This is a genomic window from Marinobacterium stanieri (assembly GCF_900155945.1).
GTDB classification, from domain to species: Bacteria; Pseudomonadota; Gammaproteobacteria; order Pseudomonadales; family Balneatricaceae; genus Marinobacterium; species Marinobacterium stanieri.
In genome coordinates, this window is record NZ_FTMN01000007.1 from 24,526 (window position 1) to 46,540 (window position 22,015).

The following is a 22,015-nucleotide window of genomic DNA, read 5'->3' on the forward strand; positions in this document are numbered from 1 at the left end:
CATGTTTAACAAGATTCTGATTGCCAACCGTGGCGAGATCGCCTGCCGAGTGATCCAGACTGCCCACCGTCTGGGTATCCGTTGCGTTGCCGTCTATTCCGAGGCCGACCGCCACGCCCGTCATGTTGCCATGGCCGACGAAGCCTTCCTGCTGGGCCCTGCGCCGAGCAGCGAAAGCTACCTGCGTGCCGACAAGATCATCGAAGTGGCCAAGGCCAGCGGTGCTCAGGCAATCCATCCGGGTTACGGCTTCCTGTCCGAGAACACCGACTTCGCCAAGGCCTGTGAAGCCAACGACATCGTATTCATCGGCCCGCCCGCTTCCGCCATCGCATCCATGGGCTCCAAGTCCGCCGCCAAGGCGATCATGCAGGATGCCGGCGTACCGCTGGTGCCGGGCTACCATGGCGATGACCAGTCTCCTGACCTGCTGCGTGCTGAAGCCGAAAAATGCGGCTTCCCGCTGCTACTGAAAGCCGTTGCTGGCGGCGGCGGTAAGGGTATGCGCGTGGTTGAAGCCATGTCCGAATTCGACGAAGCCCTGGCTGCTGCCCAGCGTGAAGCCAAGAATGCCTTCGGCAACCCGGGCATGCTGATCGAGAAATACCTGACCCAGCCACGTCACGTGGAAATTCAGGTGTTCTGCGACAGCCAGGGCAACGGCGTCTATCTGGCCGAGCGCGACTGTTCGGTGCAGCGTCGTCACCAGAAAGTACTGGAGGAAGCCCCCGCCCCCGGTCTGAGCGAAGAAACCCGCAAGGCGATGGGTGAAGCGGCTGTGCGTGCCGCCCAGGCGATTGATTACGTTGGCGCCGGCACCGTGGAGTTCCTTTATGACGTGGATGGTTCTTTCTATTTCATGGAAATGAACACCCGTCTGCAGGTGGAGCATCCGGTAACCGAAATGATCACCGGTCAGGACCTGGTTGAATGGCAGCTGCGTGTCGCCAACGGTGAAGCCCTGCCGCTGCAGCAGGATCAGATCCGCTTGCGCGGCCATGCACTGGAAGCCCGTATCTATGCGGAAGACCCGGATAACGACTTCCTGCCGGCCACCGGCACCCTGCGTTACCTGCGTACGCCCGACGAGAATACCCATGTGCGCGTCGATACCGGCGTGGTTGAGGGTGACGAAGTCAGCATCCATTATGACCCGATGATCGCCAAACTGGTGGTTTGGGACGACAACCGCGAGCGCGCTATCAATCGCATGGTACAAGCGCTGGAGGAATATCGCATAAGCGGCGTGAAGACCAACATCCGCTTCCTGCATGCGTTGGCCGATTCAGCACCTTTCCGCGAAGAGGATCTGGATACAGGCTTCATTGGCAAGCATGAAGACCTGCTGTTTCCGCCCGCGCAACTGGACGAGAACCTGGGGCTGGTATTGAGCGCCTGCTTCTTTCTGCTGCGCAGCAAAGCTGAGCAAACCTTGCCGGCAGACCCCTTCTCGCCCTTTGCCCGCCAGAACAGCTGGCGCCTGAACTCACAATATGCGCGCCCCATGACGCTGCTCAGTGATGACGTTCAGCATCAGCTCAGTATTCTGGAGCAGGATGATCACTACGAGATCTGCATCGGTGACAGCAGCTACAACGTGCGCGCCAGCCTTGAGGATGATCGTCTGCAGGCTACGGTTAACGGACACCGCTTCAGCATCTGCGGCGACCTGCATCAAGACCAGCTGGTGCTGTTCCATGAAGGCGAATCTTTCCACTGTGCCCAGCACCGTGAGCAGTATGGTCTGGAAGACCAGGCCAGCGAAGGCGGCCTGCAGGCACCAATGAACGGCTCTGTGGTAGCCGTACTGGTCAGCGCTGGCGATCAGGTTGAAGCCGGCCAGACACTGGTCATCATGGAAGCAATGAAGATGGAACACTCCATCAAGGCACCGGCCGCCGGCACGGTCAGCGAGATTTTCTTTGCCGAAGGCGACCTGGTGTCCGAAGGCGCCGAGCTTATCTCGGTCGACCTGGACGATGAGGAGGCCGCCTGATGAGCTTTCCGCAACAGGTTCGTATTGTTGAGGTTGGCCCGCGCGATGGCCTGCAGAATGAGCCGGGGCCGATCATTCCTACCGAAACCAAGGTGGAACTGATCAACCGACTGGCGAACGCTGGCGTGTCACACATCGAAGCGGCCAGTTTTGTCTCACCCAAGTGGGTGCCGCAGATGGGCGATGCCGCGGCAGTAATGGCCGGGATTGACCGTCGTTCGGGCGTGACCTACTCCGCCCTGACGCCCAATCTGAAGGGGCTTGAAGGCGCCATTGCCGCCAACACCCCGGAGGTCGCGGTCTTTGCCGCCGCCTCCGAGGCGTTCTCGCAAAAAAACATCAACTGTTCCATCGCCGAAAGCCTTGAACGTTTTGTCCCCGTGATGGAGCAGGCACAGGCCGCCGGTATACGTGTCCGTGGTTATGTCTCTACCGTTCTCGGTTGTCCCTATGCCGGTGATATAGCGCCCGCCCAGGTTGCGGCTGTCAGTCGCGCCCTGATGGATATGGGCTGCTATGAAGTCTCCCTGGGTGACACCATCGGCAAGGGTACACCGCTGAAAGCCAAGCAGATGCTTGAAGCGGTGGCAAAAGAGGTGCCCATGGATCGCATCGCGGCACATTTTCATGATACCTATGGACAGGCGCTGGCCAACCTCTACGCCGTACTTGAGGAAGGCGTCTCCGTGATCGACAGCTCAACCGCTGGCCTGGGGGGATGCCCCTACGCCAAGGGCGCGTCCGGCAACGTTGCCACAGAAGATGTGCTCTATCTGCTCGAAGGCCTGGGCATCAAAACCGGGATCAACCTTCAGGCCGTAGTCGATACCGGTCACTGGATTACCCGAGAGCTGGGCCGTCATAACGGCTCAAAAGTCGCCCAGGCATTGGGCGAATGCAACCAATAAAGTGCTTTGATACAACGCCCGCATAACGATAAAAAGGGGAACACAGGATGTCACAGCCCGATCATATTACCGCCCTGGATCTGCCCATCCCCGAGCGGCATCAACTGCCCGAAGACGTGCAGAAATACTTCGGCAAATGCGATGAAAAACTGGGCATGGTGCCCAATGTATTGACCGCCTATAGCCAGAACATGGCGCAGTTCGAGGTCTTTACGCGCTTCTACAACGAGCTGATGTTTGGCGAGAGCGAATTGACTCCACTGGAGCGCGAGATGATCGCGGTGGTGGTCTCCTCCAACAACAACTGTTACTACTGCCTCACAGCACATGGCGCAGCCGTTCGCGAATACTCCGGTGACCCCGCTCTGGGTGAGCTGATGGTGATGAACTATCGTGTCGCTGAGCTGGAACCGCGCCAGCGTGCCATGCTCGACTTTGCCCACAAACTGACCGTCAGCCCGGCCGAGATCTCCGAAGATGATCGTCAGGTGCTGCGTGATGCAGGTTTCAGTGAGCGCGGCATCTGGGATATTGCCAACGTGGCCGGCTTCTACAACATGACCAACCGCGTCGCCAGCGCAGTAGATATGCAGCCGAACCCCGAATATCACGCCCGCTTCCGTTAACGGGTTCACTTTGTCATCAGACTGGATAACAACAAAAAATTGGAGTCATAACGATGAGCAACACACTTCCAAGCTATACCAGCAGCACTGCCGACAAGCCGCTGATCGGCATGACCATTGGCGACAAATTTGATGAGATCGCCAATCAATACCCGGATAACGATGCCCTTATCGTGCTGCATCAGGATATTCACTGGAGCTACCGCGAGCTGCAGCAACAGGTCAATCAGTGCGCCCGCGCCCTGATGGCGCTGGGCGTACGCAAAGGTGACCGCGTCGGTGTCTGGTCGCCCAACTGCTCCGAGTGGACGGTATCCCAGTTCGCTACCGCCAAAATCGGTGCCATTCTGGTCAACATCAACCCGGCCTACCGCACCCATGAGCTGGAGTACGCCCTGAACCAGTCCGGCGCGCGCTTCCTCATCACTGCCGACAGCTTCAAGTCGTCCGATTACCGCGGCATGCTGTATGAGCTGGCACCGGAGCTAAAAGCCTCCGCCGAGGGTAAACTCAAGTCACAGAAACTGCCGGAACTGGAATGCGTAATTAACCTTTCCAGCGAGAAGCATGCCGGCATGTGGCGCTGGGCGGACATGATGGAGCAGGCCGAGCAGACACCCGAAAAGGACCTGGCCGACCTGCAAGCCACCCTGCAGTTCGATGAAGCGATCAACATCCAGTACACCTCCGGCACTACCGGTTTCCCCAAGGGCGCTACCCTGTCGCACCACAATATCCTCAACAACGGTTTCTTTGTTGCTGAAAGCATGGGCTTCACCAGTGAAGATCGCCTGGTGATTCCGGTGCCGCTGTATCATTGCTTCGGCATGGTGATGGGTAACCTGGGCTGTGTTACCCACGGCGCTACCATGATCTACCCGGATGAAGGCTTTGAACCCACTTCCGTGTTGAAAGCGGTTCACTCACAGAAGGCCACCGCCCTGTACGGCGTACCGACCATGTTCATTGCCGAACTGGATCACCCGGAGTTCGAAAGCTTTGACCTGTCTACCCTGCGCACCGGCATCATGGCCGGCTCCATCTGCCCCACCGAGGTGATGAAGCAGGTCATCAACAAGATGAACATGTCCGAGGTCCAGATCGCTTACGGCATGACGGAAACCAGCCCGGTATCCACCCAGACCGGCGCCAATGACAGCATCGAAAAGCGTGTATCCACTGTTGGCCGTACCCAACCGCATCTTGAGAGCAAGGTGGTTGACCCGGGTACTGGCCAGATCGTACCGCGTGGTGAAATCGGTGAACTCTGCACCCGTGGCTACAGTGTCATGCTGAAGTACTGGAACAACGAGCACGCCACCGCCGATGCCATCGACGAGGCGGGCTGGATGCACACCGGCGACCTGGCCACCATGGACGACGAGGGTTACATCCAGATCGTGGGCCGTATCAAGGATATGGTCATTCGTGGTGGCGAAAACGTCTACCCGAAAGAGATCGAAGAGTTCCTGTATACCCACCCCGCCGTATCGGAAGTACAGGTAACCGGCGTACCGGACAAGAAATACGGTGAAGAGCTGATCGCCTGGATCAAGCTGCATGGCGATGCCGAAGAAGTCAGCGCTGAAGATCTGCGCGAGTTCTGCAAAGGCAAAATCACCCACTTCAAGATTCCGCGCTACTTCAAATTTGTGCAGGAATTCCCGATGACGGTGACCGGCAAGATCCAGAAGTTCAAAATGCGTGAAATCTCCATCGCTGAACTGGGCCTGGATGACTGATCAGGCCTGATGCATACCCAGGAGGACAACGCCGGCCCTGTGCCGGCGTTTTGGATAATGAGTATTGACCAACACTACCAGCAGGAACTGGATCCTCAGGCTGTCATTGAGAAAGTGCAGGCGGCCTATCCGAACGGCGCGGACCTCTATCAGCTCGCGCCACTGGACCAGCTCCATATTGGCGGTATTAAGGCGTCTGAACGCCTGCTATGCCATCTGGACCCCAAACGGCACACACATGTGCTGGATATCGGATCGGGCGCTGGCGGCCTTATGCGTCAAGCCGCTTCTCTTGGAGTACAACTGATTGGGCTGGATATCACCCATGATCTGAACCGCCTGAACCAGGGCCTTAACCGTTGTTATACCGGTGAAGTAAACAACCCTGTCCTGACAGGCGATGCCCACCACTTGCCCCTGGCTGATGCCAGTATCGACCTGATTCTGTTCCAGCACAGCTTTCTCAACATGCCGGATGACTTGCAGGTGCTGCAAGAGTGCCGACGGGTACTCAAGCCCGGCGGGCAGTTGGTGATGCATGAAGTGGTTGAGGGTGAGAGCCCGGAAGCCATGCAGTTTCCCGTACCCTGGGCCGCACACTCAAGCCAGTCTCACCTGCTCACTGATACGGCGCTCAGGGCACGCTTGCAACAGGCCGGCGTCAACGATATCACCCTGGAAGACTGGAGTCAGGAAGCCATAGACTGGCGCAGGCGCCAGCTGGCCAAGGAAACATCACACACGCGGGTGAAAGCTCCCTTGTCTCCAGCCATGATACTGGGCAAGCGCTTTGCGGCCATGGGCAAGAACCTGGTGCACAACCTTGAAAGCGGGGCTATTCGTGTGATCGAAGTCACCGCACGTACACCCGGCTGATTACCTGGAAAGGTTAAGAATCCAGTGCCTCGTATTTGTCGAGTTTGTTATAGAGCGTCTTCACACTGATGCCCAGCTGCTGAGCCGTCTGGGTTTTATTGCCTTCATTCTCAGTGAGGGTCTGGGTGATAGCTTCACGCTCTATCTCTTCCAGTGACGTGCCGGTCGGCACCTCCAGGCGCTCTTCAAAGTTTGGCGGAGGATTCTCCAGCACCAGGTGCTCTTCGGTAATCATCTCGTCTGCCAGGATCGCCGCACGCTCAATAACATGTTTCAGTTCACGCACATTACCAGGCCAACTATGGGCCTGTATGGACGCCTTCGCAGAATCGGAGAAACCCAGTTGCCCTCCTTCTGCGGCATTTCGATAAGCGAGAAAGTGTTCGGCCAGTCCCAGTATGTCCCCTTCCCGCTCACGCAAGGGCGGTACATTGATGGGAAAGTGCGCGAGACGAAAATACAGGTCTTCTCGCAGGTGGCCTTCCGTGATCGCTTGCTGCGGATCTCTGTTGGTTGCCGCCAGAATACGTACATCAGCACGTAACAATCGCTGACTGCCCACGGGCCTGTATTCTCCGGTTTCCAGCACTCTTAGAAGTTTAACCTGATGATCCAGCGGCATTTCTGTCACTTCATCGAGAAACAGGGTACCGCCCTGTGCTTGCTCAAACACACCCTGATGATCACGCACGGCACCGGTAAACGCACCCTTGATATGACCGAAAAGCTCACTGTCGATAAGATCGGGGCTCAAGGCACCACAGTTAATCGCAACAAAGGGGGCTTCAGCCCTCGCACTGGCCAAATGAATGGTATTTGCAACCAGTTCCTTGCCGACTCCACTTTCACCCTCAACCAGCACACTGGCGGTTGATCGGGCTACACGTCGAAGTGTTCGATAGAGGTGCTTCATCACATTTGACGAGCCCACGAGTAGGCCGAACTGATCCAGTGAGCTGTTGTTCACGGCCGGGCTGTCGGCGCTTTCTGATTCCAGATCCTGCAGCAGATCACGGCAAAAATCCTGCAAAAACTCCGGGTCTATGGGGGTTCTTAAATGTACTGCTGCGGATTTCTTCACCAGCACATCAAGGTGCGGATTTGGCGCCCCAGGGGATACAAATACAAATTCAGTGGTATTCAAAATACCTGACTGGATCAAGACATCTGATTCTCGCGCGCTGATATTTGCGCTTTCTATAATGGCAAGTACCGGGGATAGGCCGACCAGCTCTTCCACCCACTCTGCATGGCTCTGAGTGATGTCAAAACCGGCCAGAGCCTCACAGTCATTAAAAAGATGGCACTGAGGCTCCGTTTCCACATGTATGAACGCCTTTGGCTTTGTCATCAATACTCCCTGTCTATTACAGAGGGCTTTATTGCACCCTGTAAAAATTACTGACGCCTTATAAAAAATACCGTCAATACCGTTTGAATGACACCTGTTTATGCCGTTTACCGCAGATTAAGAGCTGGTACGTGAATTGAATATGAACTGAAGACACCCTCTTAACCCGGTATAGATGAATGACCTATGGCTTGCCGACACATTGAAGAATCCCGCTTGCTCCCCTTTGCTGACACACTGTTAGACCAATCACTGCACCTCAAGCTTTTGAGCAGCCACACCTCACATCTGGATAAGCGCCTGCGACTCAGGTCGCTGGCCCTTTATCACCACTCATTATCGCTGTTCCTGTTTTCGAGCTTACAGACGCGTATCACCTCACCTGATCTGCCTGATCATAGAGAGTTCGGAGTTTCACAGAACGAGGCAGGCAACTCACACCTTCACAAACACACGCAGGTAATAAGAAGCACCCATCAGAAGCTGCTGGTTGAAGGCAAACAGCACCTTGCCCATATTCAAACCCCGGAATTGCGTCTGGCGCTGGCAAACGTCCTTGCAGCCTTGAAGGTAACGGACGAGCAGATCCAAACAGGCCTGGATAGCCATTAGTGGCTTGTGGGCATTTATTTCATTCCAATCGGTAAAAAGTTCATTCACCTCACAATAAATCAGCGGACAGAATTATTAAAACCCTTTAATTACAAATACTTATAAATTGGCACGGTATTCGCTATGTATCCAAGTGACCTCATTGAAAAGGAGATTTTCATGAATACGCTAGCCAAAACAATGACTGCCATTTCACTTTCAGGCGCACTGCTGGGTGCCAACCATGCTCTTGCTAATGACTGGAAAGACCAAAGTCACGATGCCTGGCTAGACGGTAAGGCTGAAACCGTATTGCTGATGAACACCAACCTGAATTCATTCGATATCAACACCGATGTTAATCAGGGTACAGTCATTCTGAGCGGTAAAGTCGCCAATGAAGTCGACAAGGAACTGGCGGAAGAACTGGTCGAAGGTATCGACGGTGTCCAGATGGTCGAGAATGAGCTGAGTGTCATTAATGACAAGAACAGCACTGACAGCTCGCTGGTTAGTTCCATGACGGATGCCAAGGTGACCACAGTGCTCAAATCACGCTACATGTTTGAATCAGAAGTGAGTGCCGTTGATATTAACATCGACACGAAAGAAGGTGTTGTCACACTGAATGGCCAGGTAGCCAGCGCGGCTGAAAGTGATTTGGCCGAAGCCATCGCTCGCAAAACCGATGACGTGAAACGCGTGGTGAACAACCTGGAAGTTGTTCAAAGTTAATTAGAGGTACTTTTACTTAGTACCCACTCCACCCCTTCAGCATACACTGCAGGGCCGCCCATCAGCGGCCCTGCTTTCTGTTCTAGTCCGCCAAAACCAATTCAACACGGCGATTTTCAGAACGGCCATTATCGGATGAGTTACTCATCACCGGGCTGACAGGACCAACGCCAACAGACTTTAAACGTGCTGCTGCAATGCCATGCTCCTGTACCAGCGTGCGCACCACGGTGTCAGCGCGGTCCTGGCTCAATTTCATATTGAAATCGAAGGCACCCTGGCTGTCCGTATGGCCAACCACATAGAAAGACTGATCAGCGTGGTTGCCCAAATATTCAGCAATTGTAGCGACCACTTCTGCAGACTCAGCCTTCAAGCTGGCTTTCGCTGTATCGAACAACACACCTTCCAGTTCGACTTTACCGGTTTCTGCCAATGACTTGCTCATCCCGTCCAGATCGATGCTGATGCGGTCATCGTCTAATGACTCGATCTCGCCAATATCCAGGACGGCTTTGGTCGGGAAACGCCCGCCACTGGTCTGAGCAACCAACAGGCTGGCATAGGTTTCTTTACCCTGTACCTCAGCTTTGCCCGACCAGTAGAAATATTGATGGCGGCTACCATGCAAGTTGGGTGCATCCAGGCCCTTGTCACGCCCACGGCGTGCCGAATTGCCATACCAGTAGAGCTTGTTTACGAACTTGCCACCACACTCGTCATCATTACGACAAGTGAAGATAGGGGTAAAGCCGGCCTTGGCAAATGCCTTCTCGTAGTTACGGAAAACCTGCAATGCAGAATATTTACGCTCGTTGGCTTCATAACCCAGCGTGGTTACCTTACCTTCAAGGCGTAAAACCGGCGGCAACTCACCACCCGTTCGCGGCCCAGTCGCGACCAGAAACTCATCGTATTCACTGGTGTAATAGCTTTTGATGTAAGTATCGGGAAAGCGTGACAGCAATGGATGGTCTTCAGAACCACGTACATCATTGGCAGCAATAACAGGTGCAGCAATCAGTGCGGATAAGGCACAGGGCAAGAGCATTTTGAACATCATAGCGGATCCTTACTCATGTTCATCAGGTGGGGGCCAGACCCTTGCCGGTCTGGATTCAGCCGAATGGCTGTAAAAAAAGCCCCATGCGGCAGCACCGCTGGGGCTTTAATAAAGCGCAGTCAATTGACGTATCAGATATCCTGAACGTCGAACTCAACTGCCGGATTCACATCTTCTTCGTAATCAATCCCTTCGATACCAAAGCCGAACAGCTTGAGGAACTCGTCTTTGTACAGCTGGTAGTCGGTCAGATCGAACAGGTTTTCAGTGGTGACCTGCGGCCACAGATCACGGCAGGCCTGCTGAACATCTTCACGCAACTCCCAGTCATCCAGGCGGAAGCGGTTGCCATCATCCATCTCGGCAGTCGAACCATACAGACCGGTCTGGAACAGACGGTGGACCTGCTCCATGCAGCCTTCATGCAGGCCCTGCTCGCGCATAACCTTGAATACCATGGACAGGTAGAGCGGCATGACGGGAATGGCGGAGCTTGCCTGGGTCACTACGGATTTGAGGACAGCCACATTAGCCTGACCATTGTGAGCCGCTGAAAGCTTGTTGTTCAGCTCGTCTGCGGCACGGTCCAGATCCTGTTTGGCCTTGCCCAGAGCACCGTGCCAGTAAATCGGCCAGGTAATATCGGTACCGATATAGCTGTAAGCAACCGTTTTACAGTTGTCAGCCAGAACACCGGCATCTTCCAGAGCGTTGATCCAGAGTTCCCAGTCTTCACCGCCCATCACGGTAACGGTGTTGGCCACTTCCTCTTCCGTTGCCGGTTCAATTTCAGCTTCGGTGATCACGTTCTTGTTGGTGTCGATAGCCGTGGAGCGGTACGGCTCGCCAATCGGCTTGAGCACGGAGCGCACGACTTCACCGGAATCCGGCATTTTACGCACAGGAGACGCCAGTGAGTAGACCACCAGATCGACCTGACCCAGGTCTTCCTTGATCAGATCGATGGTTTTCTGTTTCGCTTCATGGGAGAAAGCATCACCGTTCAGGCTTTTTGAGTAAAGACCGGCTTCTTTCGCCAGCTTGTCGAACGCCGCAGCGTTGTACCAGCCCGCAGTACCCGGCTTGCGCTCGGTACCCGGTTTTTCGAAGAAGACACCGATGGTGGCGGCATCACTGCCGAAGGCAGCAGCGATACGAGAAGACAGACCATAGCCACTGGAAGAGCCAATCACCAGTACACGCTTGGGACCATTCTCGATCTTGCCCTGGGCCTTGGTGTACTGGATCTGTTCGCGCACGTTGGCTTCACAGCCAACCGGGTGGGTAGTGGTACAGATGAAGCCACGAATTTTCGGTTTGATAATCATAAGCGGATTCGGTGCCGTTATTGTCAGATACAAGTGTTTTCGGGTACAAAATTCCGCTTAAGATACCGTATTTACTGCGCTGACAACAGCTTTGCCGCCGACGGGACCGATTCAGCGGCAAGTGGCGCCGTACAGGAACAACTCCACTGCCTGTTCCACCGCCAGCTCGCGCTCGGCCTCGCTGATTTCAATACCCATCAAAGACCTTAGCTGAAAGTTGCCCTTCACCATCTCCATAAACTGATACGCGGCCATTTCAGTATCACGAATGCGCATATTTCCCTGTTCAACCTGCGACTGCAGATAGGCGCCCAGTTTGTCGTTGATGCGTTTTGGCCCCTGTTCATAGAAAAGAGACTGGATCCGCTCCCGCTCACTGCTGCAGTCCATGGCAACCAGGCGGTACAGGCCTACGGCTTCTGGCGATAAAACACGCTCCAGCATCAGGTGACCATAGCGCTTGAGTGCCTGTTCAGGGGTTTCCTGACGTTTGATGGCACACTCCACCGCTTCAAAGGCGCTGAATACCCGGTTCGAGGTCTGTGTCATCATCGCCTCAAACAGGCCCAGCTTGTTGCCAAACAGGCGGTACAGCGTACTCAATGATCCACCCGCACGACACATGATGTCGTTGATACTGGCGTTATCGTAGCCCTGCTCGATAAACACGTCTCGCGCTGCGTCCAGAATGCGTTTCTGGCGCTCCAGGCCCTTGGGGGTCAAACCACAGGGTCGGGTTTCGGGTTCTGCTTGATCGTTACTCATGGCTCATTCTTTGTGGAAATGCAGCGACATTATAACAGGCCACTACAAGAATATTCGTGCCCATATCAATGGACAGGGCACTTTATTGTAATGTATATTACACTACACTTCAGTTGTTTCCTCATTTGTACCTGGCTCTGCGCCCTCTCATGCAGAGCCAGTCTTTTTTATTGATACAGGTTTCCCATGAGCACCAAACAGATCCCGATTCCGGGCCTGATTCTTATGTTGGCTGCATTGACAGCATTAGGCCCACTTTCCACCGACGCCTATTTGCCGGCAATTCCGGCGATCGCAGAGGGATTGGGTGTCACCATTCATGAAGTAGAACTTTCTGTCAGTCTGTTTCTGGCAGGCTTTGCCTGCGGGCAGCTCACCGGCGGCCCTTTGTCCGACCACTACGGACGCAGGCGTGCTATTGCACTTGGCTTGAGTGTTTTCTTTATTGGTGCCGGCTGGGCATCTATTGCCGGCAGTATTGGCGAACTCTGGACTGCGCGCATCCTGCAGGGATTTGGTGGCGGCCTCAGCGTAGTCAATTCAATGGCGATCATCCGTGACCGCCACTCCGGGCGCGAAAGTGCACAAACCATGGGCAAAATGGCCAACATCCTGATGCTGGCCCCCCTGCTCGCACCAGTGCTTGGCACGGTGTTACTTGAGCTGGGCAACTGGCGCCTGATTTTTACCTTCCTGTCCGCTTACTCATTGCTGCTACTGATTACGCTGATGTTCCGCCTTCCGGAGACACGTCGCCCCAGCGCAGAGCCTTTGCCCAACCCGATCAGGGGCTATTGGAATGTACTGAAACACCGAACCGCCAGGGGCTATCTCTGTTCGCTGGCGTGCGCCTATGCCGGCATGTTCGCTTTCATTACCGGCTCATCCGGCAGCTATATCGACTACTACGGTGCCAGCCCGGCCATGTATACCGTGCTGTTCGGGCTCAACATTGTCACCCTGCTGGCCTGCAACCAGATCAACATTCGCTTGCTGCATCGCTTTTCTACCCAACAGCTGCTGCAGATGGGCCAGCGCATTCAGCTCACCTGCGGCCTGCTGCTGGTTGGGGCTTTTCTGTTTTTTGATGCGCCCCTTCCGGTCATTGTGGCTTTGGTCATGCTGTATATCGGCGTTCAGGGCTTTGTGATCTCAAATGGCATGGCGGGTACCAGCGAGTTCTTCCCTCATTCGGCCGCCACTGCTACGGCATTATTGGGCGCCAGCGGCTTTGGCTTCGGTGCCCTGGCGGGCACTCTGGTGGGACTGCTGGGTGATGGCACACCCTTGCCAATGCTGGGTGTCATGTTGGGTACAACCTTGCTTGGCAACCTGATGGGCTGGTGGCTATTGCCGCGCACCCATTCAATATTCAAGGCGAGGGCTGCTGCAGACGAAAGCTGAACTCGATTGAATCTACATTTCCGGCACTATCCACGGCACTAACCCTGAACTGCCCCGCCCGGGACAGTTCAAGTGTCTGCCGGTTCATGCCCCCTGCGGGCAATGGCCTGCCATCCAAATACCAATTCACGCTTCCGGCGGCCCCAACCAACTTCAGATCGAGCTCAAGTGCATCACGCCCTGCGGGTAACCACAGCAGGCTGCCGTCTTCTACGCCTATGATTTTGACAGGTTCCGCAAGTCCCAAGGCTGCCTCACACGCCGGTACCACCGCAGGCAAGCGCGCTCGTCTTCGCCATTCAGGACGCACCCAGGGTTCAGCTTGCTGAGGCCAGAGGGCCAGTTGCCGAGTGAGAGGCTGAACCACTTCCTGACCGCACCCCGGTAAAAACCGATACCCCGTTTCGGGATCGATCTGTACCCGACGCAGCAACCCCGACATGGTAATACCCGGTTTCTGGGGCAGCGTTAACGGCGCAGTACCATTGAGCAACCAGGCCTGATGGCTTTGCAGGCAGTTATCACCCTCATTGGCATTGTGTGTTGCTCGTGAGCCCAGTGGCCAACATATTTCACCCTGTTCAACGCTATTCGGCCTGGGAGCAGCAGCATCAACCTGACCCAGACGCTCATATACGCGAAACAGCAAAGGCGCTGCCAGGCTGCGCCCACTCTCACCGGGGCTCGGGTTACCATCAGGCCGCCCTACCCAAACCCCCAGCGTCCAGTTGGAATCGACACCCATGGCCCAGGTATCCCTGAATCCGTAGCTGGTACCGGTTTTCCAGGCCAGAGACCATTCTCGTTGCCCCAAAGCCCCCAATGCACGCCAGGGGTCTTGAGCCAAAATACGCCAGGTTATCCAGGCCGCACCGGGACTCGACATCCAGCGTGAGGTTTCTGGGCTCGATGCCAACAACCGGGGCGTACCAGCCATACCTGCCCGTCCCAAAGAGGAATAAGCACCCAAAAGTGACTCCAGACTTGTACCCGCGCCACCTAACACCAGGGCGCTACTGGGCTCACCACTTCCGGGTAACTGAAGATGCAGGCCGCCATTGCGCATACCCGCAAGGAAGGATTCTGCACCCAGATGCTCTACGAGTTGAACGACAGGCAGATTGAGTGAGCGCTGCAAGGCGTCCTGAACCGAGACAGGGCCGGCAAAGCCACCGGTGAAATTATGGGGTCGATAATCAAGCCCGTATCGCGGAGTATCCAACAGCATGGAATGTGAGTGAATAAGCCCCTGATCCAATGCTTGCGCATAGGCAAATGGCTTGAGGGTGGAGCCCGGAGAGCGCAGCGCACGGGTCATATCGACATGTCCATAACGCTGGGCAGCACCAAACTCGGCCGCACCGACATAGGCCTGCACACTCAAATCATCGTTACGCATAACCATCACAGCCAATGACTGATGCGCATTCAAACGCTGGCGATAGGTTTCAACCAGTGCCTCCAGATCCCGCTGCAGATCCGCATCGATGAGTGTTTCTATGGTGAGGCATTCAGAACATTCCTGACGCAGTCGCCGGGCCAACAAGGGCGCCAATACCGGCGACCGAGGAGGCAAGGCAGCAACGTTTTCCTGTAGCGCTTCATCGACGCGATTGATATCCCAGAGTCCAAGCGCATGCATGCGCTTGAGAACCTTGTCCCGTGCCGCACGTGCACGCTGAGGGTAACGGTCTGGCCGCCATTCACTGGGACGCTGTGGGAGGACCGTCAGCAGCGCGGCTTCAGCATCGCTGAGCTCCAGCGACGGCTTACCAAAATAGTGCTGGCTGGCCGCTTCTATTCCCGACAGCATACCGCCATAGGGTGCAAGATTCAGATAGAGTTCGAGGATTTCCTGCTTGCTGTAATGCCATTCAAGCTGCAAGGTTCGCAGAACCTGCTTCACCTTCCCTTTTAATGTACGCGGATAAGGATCAAGCAGCCCTGCCACTTGCATACTGAGGGTAGAACCACCCGACACCACCTCACCGGCCATCAGGTTTTGCCAGGCAGCTCGGGCAATTGCCAGTGGGTTTACACCGGGGTGGTAATAGAAAGCACGATCCTCATAAGCCAGTAGTTGCTCAAGAAAGACCGGTGCGACGGATTCAACCTGCGCAGGATAGCGCCAGGTTTCATCCGGGGCCAGGAAAGCACGCAGTAGCTGACCATCCTTTGCAAGGACTCGCACCGAAGGGGGCGCTGGCTGCGGCAAAGGGTAGGCCCAATCAAGGATCAGACCCACTGCCGATGCCACGCCCGCCAACACCAGGGCTGACAGCAGCCAGCGATACCGCTTTTTCATATCAACGCGCGCGAATAACCATCATTTGGCTGTCACCACCCTGATGACGGATTTCCGGGCTGTACATGGACTGGGCGAAACTTGGCGGCACTCGATATTCACCGGGCGTAACCGCACGTGCCAGGTAGTAGAGACGCGCGCCACCATAGCCGAGCTTGAGCGCAGCTACATAGCGATCATCACGGTACTCCTGATGACGCAGGTCCAGCATCGCCATCAGATCGGCAACACGGTTCCCTTCTACCTGAAGATCACCGGCATCCATGCTGTTGGCCAGGTTTTGATTCTCCAATTCCAGCCCGGCGGGCAAGAGGTCAACAATCAGTGCATCGTTTACGGGATCTTCACTCTGGACCTGCAACTCAACCAGCACTTGATCACCGGTTTTCAGCTGACTGATATCCAGCGGCTGCCCCTTGGCATCAAGGAAACGGCGCTCGACGTTCATGCCCTGACTGATTGCTGCGGGCGGCTGAGTGGTATACCCCTGAATTTTGAGGTTGAACCAGAGTGCGTGATCAGCCGGGTTTTCCAGCTCCAGCCCCTGCAGCACATCCATACCGCTAGCACTCAAGCTGTAACTGCCCTGACCTCTTAGCACCTTGTCCCATGCGCCTGAAAGCCTGGCATGGACGCTATCACCCGGCAGGTTGGCAAGACGATTACCCGCCAGGAACAGCGCATTGCGCTCCTGAGTGCTGAACCATTGACGATCCGTCAGGCTCGCCTGCAACCGATCGAGCACGGGTAGCCACTGCGCTTCAGGGCTATCCGCTTCCAGCAGCCAGAACAGAGCCAGAGCACGATCACGGACCAGGCTGCCATAATCGGTGTAGTCAAAACTGTCTTTAGACAAAGCAACCAGTGCACGATCCAGTGCCTGCTCCGCCCTGCGCTCATCACCTGCAGCCCTCAGCGCCAGCCCCAGCTGTAACATGGCCAGCGGAGGTGTATTCGCGCCATGGTGATCCAGCAGGTTGCGCAGTTCTGCAAGCGGTGCCTGCCCCGAGCGCGCCAGCACCTGTGCAGCATAGGCTCTTACAGAAACACGAGAGCGACGGTCATGCAGCAGCTCGCCATTGATACGGTTGGGGTGTCGCAGATAACGCGCCACCTGCTCAAGCGCCAGCTTCAAGCCTGGCTCGGATACCGTGTAACCCGCATCCCGCGCGCGCAGCAGGAAGTCCGTGATATACACGCTCAACCAGGGTTCCTCAGGGCTCTGGTCACTCCAAAGGCCAAAACTGCCATTGCTGCGCTGCATACCGAACAGACGTCGGATCGCCAATTCTACTGCCGCAGTGCGCTCATCAAGCTCATCGGCTTCAAGCCCCCAATCCTGCAACTGGTTGCCCCGCACATAAATCTGCGGGAAGACACCGCTGGTGGTCTGCTCTGCACAGCCATAGGGGTAAGCCTTCAGCGCATCAAAATGGCGCGCAAGATTCAGCGGCGCATGGCGAGACATTGTCAATTGGGCATTAAGCGATTCGGGTTGCAACCCTTCCAGTGCAGCTCCGCTCAGATCGAAGGTATCACCGGCAGGGACGGGTTGCTGCCAGTTCAACGCTTGCGCAGGCCAGGCCGGTCGAATACCCAGAGTCCACTCCCGGGCAAGATCGGCTTCACCTTCAATACCCGTCACATGCAGGCGCAGCGGTACCCTGCCCATGGCGATATTGGCCGTTACCGGAAGTACCTGGGTAATTTTCTCGCCAGCATCCAACTCGACTTCGGTTTTCCAACCACCAGAGCCTGATTCGAACACCAGCCCCTTACCGGCATCCAATTCAATGCTGAGCGTCTGTTTTTGCTCCGTGCGGTTATGCAGATCCAGCGTCAGCTGGCTTCGATCACCCTGTGCCATGAAGCGTGGGCGGTTCAATTCTGCAACCACAGGAGCGACCACAGGGATTTCATGATCAGCAGACCCCATAGCCTCGTCCGAAAATGCAACCGCCATGAGACGAATGCGGCCATTGAAGGCAGGCAAGTCAACCGGAATGCTCGCACGACCCTGCTCATCGACATCAACCGCCCCGGAAAACAGTGAGAGAATTTGCACATCGCTGGGTGGCTGCGCACCACCACGGCTGAGATCCGCATCGCCGCCATAGCGCAAACGTGCCAGCGCACCGGCTTCGGCATCAATGAGGTCGCCATAGTTATCACGCAGGTCTACACGGTAGGCACCGGGGGTAAAGAACCAGTCCAGCGGGTCGGGTGTCGCAAAGTCGGTAATGGACAGCACGCCCACATCGACTGCCGCCAGGGTGACTCTAACCGCATCTGGCAGCTCGCCATCTTCTGTTGCAGACACCTGAACCGGAACGTCAACACGTTGCTCGGGGCGTAATTCCATAGGCAGGTCGCCAAAATCGACCTTCAGCTCTCGCTCACCGGGCGCGACAGGAACCGGCTCCAGTCCCAGCATACGCTTGGGCAAGGTACGCTCACGCGCATCGCCCGGCTGCAGCAGCACAACGCTGGCGTACAGGTCCTGGCGCAACCATCCAGGCTTCAGCGTTACACTGACTTCAGCGCCTTCAGCCGGAATGCTGATCGGCTCGCGATAGAGCAGCTGATCCGTCTCCAGCATCAGGTAACCCTCACCCGCAGCCGGTGGCCGTACCTGAATACGAAGCTCATCACCCGCGCTGTATTGCTGCTGATTCAGTGTTAGCCCGACACGGTCCGGGCGCCCAGCCATAACCTTGGCATCGGGATCCCAGCCGGCTCGGAATCGATAAGCTGCCACCTGGCCGCTGACAGGGTCTTTGACTTCCACACGGTAATAACCCCATTCCGTCGGAAAGCTGATCTCTGCACTGTCGCCTGCTTTCAGGCTGACTGAGCGTTGGTCGACCGTGTAATGCCGCTCGGTGTACTGGCTGCGCCAGCCTTCAGCATCACTCCAGCTCCAATGGTAGTCGCGTCGCTCACGGATCAGGCTGACATCCAGCTCATCTGATGCCAGACGTGTCATACCATCGGTCAGCACCAGCTCGAATGCAGCCTCACTTTGGTAGTCCACCACATCCTTTTCAAACAGAGGTCTAATCCCCGGCAAGGTGCTGTTGGGGAGTACCACGGAAGTTGCCCGCCGAGACACAGGACGACCGCCACTATCCAGCAGCCTGGTGTAGGCAGTCAGACTCAGAGGGCTGGTAAGATCCTGCCAGTAGGCTTCAACTTCAAGGTCAGCACGTCCTTTGGCATCCAGCTCTATTTCCTCCAGACCTTCCCGGCGCTCCAGCTCGGTATCGTTGGGATGACCAAAGTAAAAATCCTTGAACGCCTCAAAGGGATGGGGTTCAAGCCTGGCAATCAGCTGGGACTGCAAGCGATTACCCGACGCAGGTGCGCCATATAAATAATCGCCCTGTACCTCAATATTGAAGTTGTCTTCAGGCTGGATACGCTGGTCGGCCTGCAATGTAAGCGCCAGGCGTTCAGGCAGGAAGGTTTCGACCTGTACCGGATAGTCACGTTCAGAGCCATCAGGCAGCAGGATACGAAAACGCCATTCGCCCGTCGCCGCATCATTGGGCAATGGCAGGCTGGTTTCATAATAATTCAGGGCATCCGGCTGAATGTTCTGGCTGGACACAACGCGCCCATCCGGCTGAATCAGACGCGCCTGTAAAGGAATGCCCGGCACCGCCCCCGCTTCGCTTGATCGCAGTAAGGCACTGAAGACAAGCGTCTCACCCGGCCGGTAAATATCGCGGGGGCTGTAAATGAACACCTCCTGAGCATTACGGACAGGGCCGTCGACCGGAAATTCCGCCAGATCAAGCCCCTGCCCTTTCAAACGGACCAGCGAAAGCTGACGTCCTTTTTTCAACAGCAGCAGGCGAGCGTCGCTGAAATCACCCTGTCGCACCAGCTCCGGAGACAGCACAGCCTGCCCCTTGGCATCAGTACTGGCTTCAATCAGTGTGTTCCCTTTCTCATCCAGCAGCTGTAGCTGTACGTCATCAACTGCGTCTGCAGTGGCCAGGCTATTGACCTGCACGTCCAGCTCGTCAGCATACAGACGCACCTGCGCCCCCAGATCGGTGACGGTGAACCAGGTAGCCGGATACCGGTACTCTATGCCACCGGCTTCACGCATGACTGCCAGATATACACCCGCCTCCTGCAGCGGTTCCATATCCTGAACCGGAAGGTAGCGGGTCGCACGGGTGTTCTTCTCCAGCTCCAGGTCAAAACGGCCCGACCAGACCAGCTCGGCATCATCCTTGAGTTCACGAGCATCCCAAGCACTCAGCTGGGTCATTTGTCCATAGCCGGCCAGAAACTGGTCCAGAGCGTCGGCATTGATGTGATACACATCCAGATCTACCTGAGAGACATTCACGGCCATAACCGGCAGCCCCTCTCGCAGACGGTGAGCCAGAATGTTGCCCCGACCGGCAAAGCCAAGTGCCGCCGTCAAACTCGGCGTTTCCAGGTCCAGCTCAGAACCTTGTTGCAACTGCTGACCATTGCGGCCCGGCAAACCTGCTTTCACCTCAACCCGGTAGCGGCTTTCCGGATTCAGTCCGGCAAAGTAAATGACCTTGCCCCGCTGATCTGCAACCCAGCCACCTTGCAAACGATCACCGGCCTCGGTTTCAACCTGTAACCATTCATCCAGGGGCTGATCGGTCACGACCGGCGTTGACAGCGTCACCGCAACAGCCTGGCGCCCCTGCCACAAGCGTACACTGATATCCCTTACCAGCATTTCGATGTCAGCAGAGTCATTACGACTGACTTGCTCGGTGACAGTGTCTTCGGGCTTTGTTTCAGACGGCGTTTGCGTGGGGGCAGTGTCGTCCTCACTGCTGCAGCCACTGATTAACAGGGCTACCAATGAGGAGACTGCAAGCCTGCGCTTGAAGGGGGGCATAATCATCTCCGTTGATATGCATGCAGAGCTGCCAAAACAGCTCTGCCGGTCATGTATCTAACGCATGATGCCCCTCGGGTTATCAGGAGGCAAGGGCCGCTGAGCGATTACTGTTATCCAGCTCTGCAGCCGTTTGGTCACTCAGCTTAAGCACCAGAATCAATACTGCTCCCAGGGCAACAAAACCGCCGGCGAGCCAAAGGCCCAGCGCGTAATTACCGCTTTGCTCTGCCAACACACCGGTCAAGGCTGGCGCAACAATCTGAGCCAGGCCATAGGACAACGTCATCCGCCCCATCAGCTTGGCAGGTTTGGACGGATACAAGCGCCCCGCCATGGTCAGCACCAGGCTAACACACCCTATAAAGGTGCCACCAAACAGCACCGCACTGATCAAAACCGACGTGAGGCTCTGGTCAATCGCCGGCAGTACAATACCGGCTATCTGCACCACGTATGCCAACAGCAGTGCCATCAGGTAACCAACCCGACGCGCGATCAGATCCCAGGCCATGACTGCAGGCACTGCTGCCAGTCCTACGACCAGGAAGGCCAGCTGCCCCATACCAGCCAACTCCGGCTCACGCTCGACGATGGTGACGATAAAAGTCGCGCTAACCACGTAGCCGTACCCGGCACAGAAGTACGCCAGCATCATCAGCCACAAAAAGCGTTTCCCGGGAGGGTTGTCTTCCATTGACGTACCGGCAGGTGCAGCCGGTGATGCAGACGGCTGTGGTAACCAGCGCCAGGCAGGTACCGCAAGCATCAGACCCAGAATAGAGAACCAGAGCCATTGATCCGCCCACCCCATGGACAGTCGCAGGAATATTTCCACCACGACGGCGGCAAACACGATACCCAGGCCTGCGCCGGCAAAGTGGATACCCAGCTCACTGCGGTGCTGGTGACGGATCAGCCAGTTCAGGATCAGCCCGGATGCGATCAGCATGGAACCGGCACTGCTGAGGCCCGAAAGAAAGCGCATTAACGACCAGAGGAACATGTTTTCGGTCATTGCCATGGCCGCCGTTGTCACAACAGCCAGCACGAGGCCGATTCGATAGAGACGATCCTTTAACTGAAGGTCGCCAACAGACGCGGCAATGAGGGCACCACACATATACCCGGTGTAATTAATGGCGGCCAGCCAGCCGCCCTCCGCATCACCAATCCAGGTTTGGTCCTGCATGACCGGCAACAGCGGTGTGTATGAGAATCGGGCAATACCGACACAAAGGATCTGACTGAAGATACCCGCAAAGAGCACCCTCAGGCGTTGGGTTTGATCCGACATGAGAGGTCCTTATGATTATTATTCCGTTCTACAGCGTTCGGATTGTGCGCCAGTCGTCTGAATCAGGCCAGCCCCCGAGCACAAAAAGCCCGGCACAGGGCCGGGCTCAAAGGTTCGGAATTGGCGCAGCC

At 56.1% G+C, this 22,015-nt stretch carries 15 protein-coding genes; 7 read left to right on the top strand and 8 right to left on the bottom strand.

The window, feature by feature from the left end; translation table 11 throughout:
- Window position 1 precedes the first annotated feature (1 nt).
- The 5 genes from BW956_RS14995 to BW956_RS15015 are packed head-to-tail and all read left to right on the top strand — an operon-like array spanning window position 2 to window position 6,148.
- The gene (locus tag BW956_RS14995) at window positions 2–1,996 is read left to right on the top strand and encodes an acetyl/propionyl/methylcrotonyl-CoA carboxylase subunit alpha (protein ID WP_076463728.1); all 1,995 of its coding nucleotides are present in this window, start codon (window positions 2–4) and stop codon (window positions 1,994–1,996) included.
- A complete protein-coding gene (locus BW956_RS15000) occupies window positions 1,996–2,904 on the top strand; it encodes a hydroxymethylglutaryl-CoA lyase (RefSeq protein WP_076463731.1) in 909 nt (302 codons plus the stop codon). The genes BW956_RS14995 and BW956_RS15000 overlap by 1 nt, the downstream gene beginning before the upstream one ends.
- Window positions 2,905–2,951: 47 nt before the next feature.
- Window positions 2,952–3,530, top strand: a complete 579-nt coding sequence (locus BW956_RS15005; protein ID WP_076463734.1) for a peroxidase-related enzyme — start codon at window positions 2,952–2,954, stop codon at window positions 3,528–3,530.
- Between the two features lie 53 nt (window positions 3,531–3,583).
- Window positions 3,584–5,272, top strand: a complete 1,689-nt coding sequence (locus BW956_RS15010) for an AMP-binding protein (protein WP_010322007.1) — start codon at window positions 3,584–3,586, stop codon at window positions 5,270–5,272.
- A gap of 57 nt (window positions 5,273–5,329) precedes the next feature.
- Window positions 5,330–6,148 carry a class I SAM-dependent methyltransferase gene (locus tag BW956_RS15015; protein WP_076463737.1) on the top strand — a complete coding sequence of 273 codons (819 nt, stop codon included), beginning with the start codon at window positions 5,330–5,332 and terminating at the stop codon, window positions 6,146–6,148.
- Between the two features lie 13 nt (window positions 6,149–6,161).
- On the opposite strand, the gene BW956_RS15020 is transcribed toward BW956_RS15015, so the two are convergent.
- Both BW956_RS15020 and BW956_RS22485 read right to left on the bottom strand, forming a co-directional pair.
- Window positions 6,162–7,499, bottom strand: a complete 1,338-nt coding sequence (locus BW956_RS15020) for a sigma-54 interaction domain-containing protein (RefSeq protein ID WP_076463740.1) — start codon at window positions 7,497–7,499, stop codon at window positions 6,162–6,164.
- Window positions 7,500–7,934: 435 nt separating this feature from the next.
- A complete protein-coding gene (locus BW956_RS22485; protein ID WP_175612025.1) occupies window positions 7,935–8,159 on the bottom strand; it encodes a hypothetical protein in 225 nt (74 codons plus the stop codon).
- Between the two features lie 111 nt (window positions 8,160–8,270).
- On the opposite strand from BW956_RS22485, the gene BW956_RS15025 reads away from it, so the two are divergent.
- Entirely contained in the window at window positions 8,271–8,825 is a 555-nt protein-coding gene (locus BW956_RS15025; RefSeq protein ID WP_076463743.1) for a BON domain-containing protein, read from the top strand.
- 82 nt (window positions 8,826–8,907) lie between these two features.
- On the opposite strand, the gene BW956_RS15030 is transcribed toward BW956_RS15025, so the two are convergent.
- The 3 genes from BW956_RS15030 to BW956_RS15040 all read right to left on the bottom strand — a co-directional run bounded on the left by BW956_RS15030 (window position 8,908) and on the right by BW956_RS15040 (window position 11,981).
- Window positions 8,908–9,888, bottom strand: a complete 981-nt coding sequence (locus tag BW956_RS15030) for an OmpA family protein (protein ID WP_076463746.1) — start codon at window positions 9,886–9,888, stop codon at window positions 8,908–8,910.
- 131 nt (window positions 9,889–10,019) lie between these two features.
- Window positions 10,020–11,216 carry an enoyl-ACP reductase FabV gene (fabV, locus tag BW956_RS15035; RefSeq protein WP_010322002.1) on the bottom strand — a complete coding sequence of 399 codons (1,197 nt, stop codon included), beginning with the start codon at window positions 11,214–11,216 and terminating at the stop codon, window positions 10,020–10,022.
- Between the two features lie 111 nt (window positions 11,217–11,327).
- Window positions 11,328–11,981 carry a TetR/AcrR family transcriptional regulator gene (locus tag BW956_RS15040; protein ID WP_010322001.1) on the bottom strand — a complete coding sequence of 218 codons (654 nt, stop codon included), beginning with the start codon at window positions 11,979–11,981 and terminating at the stop codon, window positions 11,328–11,330.
- A gap of 186 nt (window positions 11,982–12,167) precedes the next feature.
- Here BW956_RS15040 and BW956_RS15045 point away from each other — a divergent pair, with 186 nt between their 5' ends.
- Window positions 12,168–13,385 (top strand): multidrug effflux MFS transporter, encoded by a 1,218-nt coding sequence (locus BW956_RS15045; protein WP_010322000.1) that lies wholly within the window; start codon window positions 12,168–12,170, stop codon window positions 13,383–13,385.
- On the opposite strand, the gene pbpC is transcribed toward BW956_RS15045, so the two are convergent.
- From pbpC to BW956_RS15060, 3 genes are all read right to left on the bottom strand, one after another.
- Window positions 13,354–15,690 carry a penicillin-binding protein 1C gene (gene pbpC / locus BW956_RS15050; protein ID WP_076463749.1) on the bottom strand — a complete coding sequence of 779 codons (2,337 nt, stop codon included), beginning with the start codon at window positions 15,688–15,690 and terminating at the stop codon, window positions 13,354–13,356. The genes BW956_RS15045 and pbpC overlap by 32 nt on opposite strands.
- Window position 15,691: 1 nt before the next feature.
- Window positions 15,692–20,587 (bottom strand): alpha-2-macroglobulin family protein, encoded by a 4,896-nt coding sequence (locus BW956_RS15055; RefSeq protein ID WP_076463751.1) that lies wholly within the window; start codon window positions 20,585–20,587, stop codon window positions 15,692–15,694.
- 82 nt (window positions 20,588–20,669) lie between these two features.
- Window positions 20,670–21,884 carry a YbfB/YjiJ family MFS transporter gene (locus BW956_RS15060; RefSeq protein ID WP_076463754.1) on the bottom strand — a complete coding sequence of 405 codons (1,215 nt, stop codon included), beginning with the start codon at window positions 21,882–21,884 and terminating at the stop codon, window positions 20,670–20,672.
- Window positions 21,885–22,015 lie beyond the last annotated feature (131 nt).

Bases quoted from the DNA above. Each gene is read 5' to 3' on its own strand.
- fabV (WP_010322002.1), bottom strand. From the start codon at position 11,216: ATGATTATCAAACCGAAAATTCGTGGCTTCATCTGTACCACTACCCAC.
- BW956_RS15030 (WP_076463746.1), bottom strand. From the start codon at position 9,888: ATGATGTTCAAAATGCTCTTGCCCTGTGCCTTATCCGCACTGATTGCT.
- BW956_RS15020 (WP_076463740.1), bottom strand. From the start codon at position 7,499: ATGACAAAGCCAAAGGCGTTCATACATGTGGAAACGGAGCCTCAGTGC.
- BW956_RS15010 (WP_010322007.1), top strand. From the start codon at position 3,584: ATGAGCAACACACTTCCAAGCTATACCAGCAGCACTGCCGACAAGCCG.
- pbpC (WP_076463749.1), bottom strand. From the start codon at position 15,690: ATGAAAAAGCGGTATCGCTGGCTGCTGTCAGCCCTGGTGTTGGCGGGC.
- BW956_RS15025 (WP_076463743.1), top strand. From the start codon at position 8,271: ATGAATACGCTAGCCAAAACAATGACTGCCATTTCACTTTCAGGCGCA.
- BW956_RS15000 (WP_076463731.1), top strand. From the start codon at position 1,996: ATGAGCTTTCCGCAACAGGTTCGTATTGTTGAGGTTGGCCCGCGCGAT.
- BW956_RS15040 (WP_010322001.1), bottom strand. From the start codon at position 11,981: ATGAGTAACGATCAAGCAGAACCCGAAACCCGACCCTGTGGTTTGACC.
- BW956_RS14995 (WP_076463728.1), top strand. From the start codon at position 2: ATGTTTAACAAGATTCTGATTGCCAACCGTGGCGAGATCGCCTGCCGA.
- BW956_RS15005 (WP_076463734.1), top strand. From the start codon at position 2,952: ATGTCACAGCCCGATCATATTACCGCCCTGGATCTGCCCATCCCCGAG.
- BW956_RS15060 (WP_076463754.1), bottom strand. From the start codon at position 21,884: ATGTCGGATCAAACCCAACGCCTGAGGGTGCTCTTTGCGGGTATCTTC.
- BW956_RS15015 (WP_076463737.1), top strand. From the start codon at position 5,330: ATGAGTATTGACCAACACTACCAGCAGGAACTGGATCCTCAGGCTGTC.
- BW956_RS15055 (WP_076463751.1), bottom strand. From the start codon at position 20,587: ATGCCCCCCTTCAAGCGCAGGCTTGCAGTCTCCTCATTGGTAGCCCTG.
- BW956_RS15045 (WP_010322000.1), top strand. From the start codon at position 12,168: ATGAGCACCAAACAGATCCCGATTCCGGGCCTGATTCTTATGTTGGCT.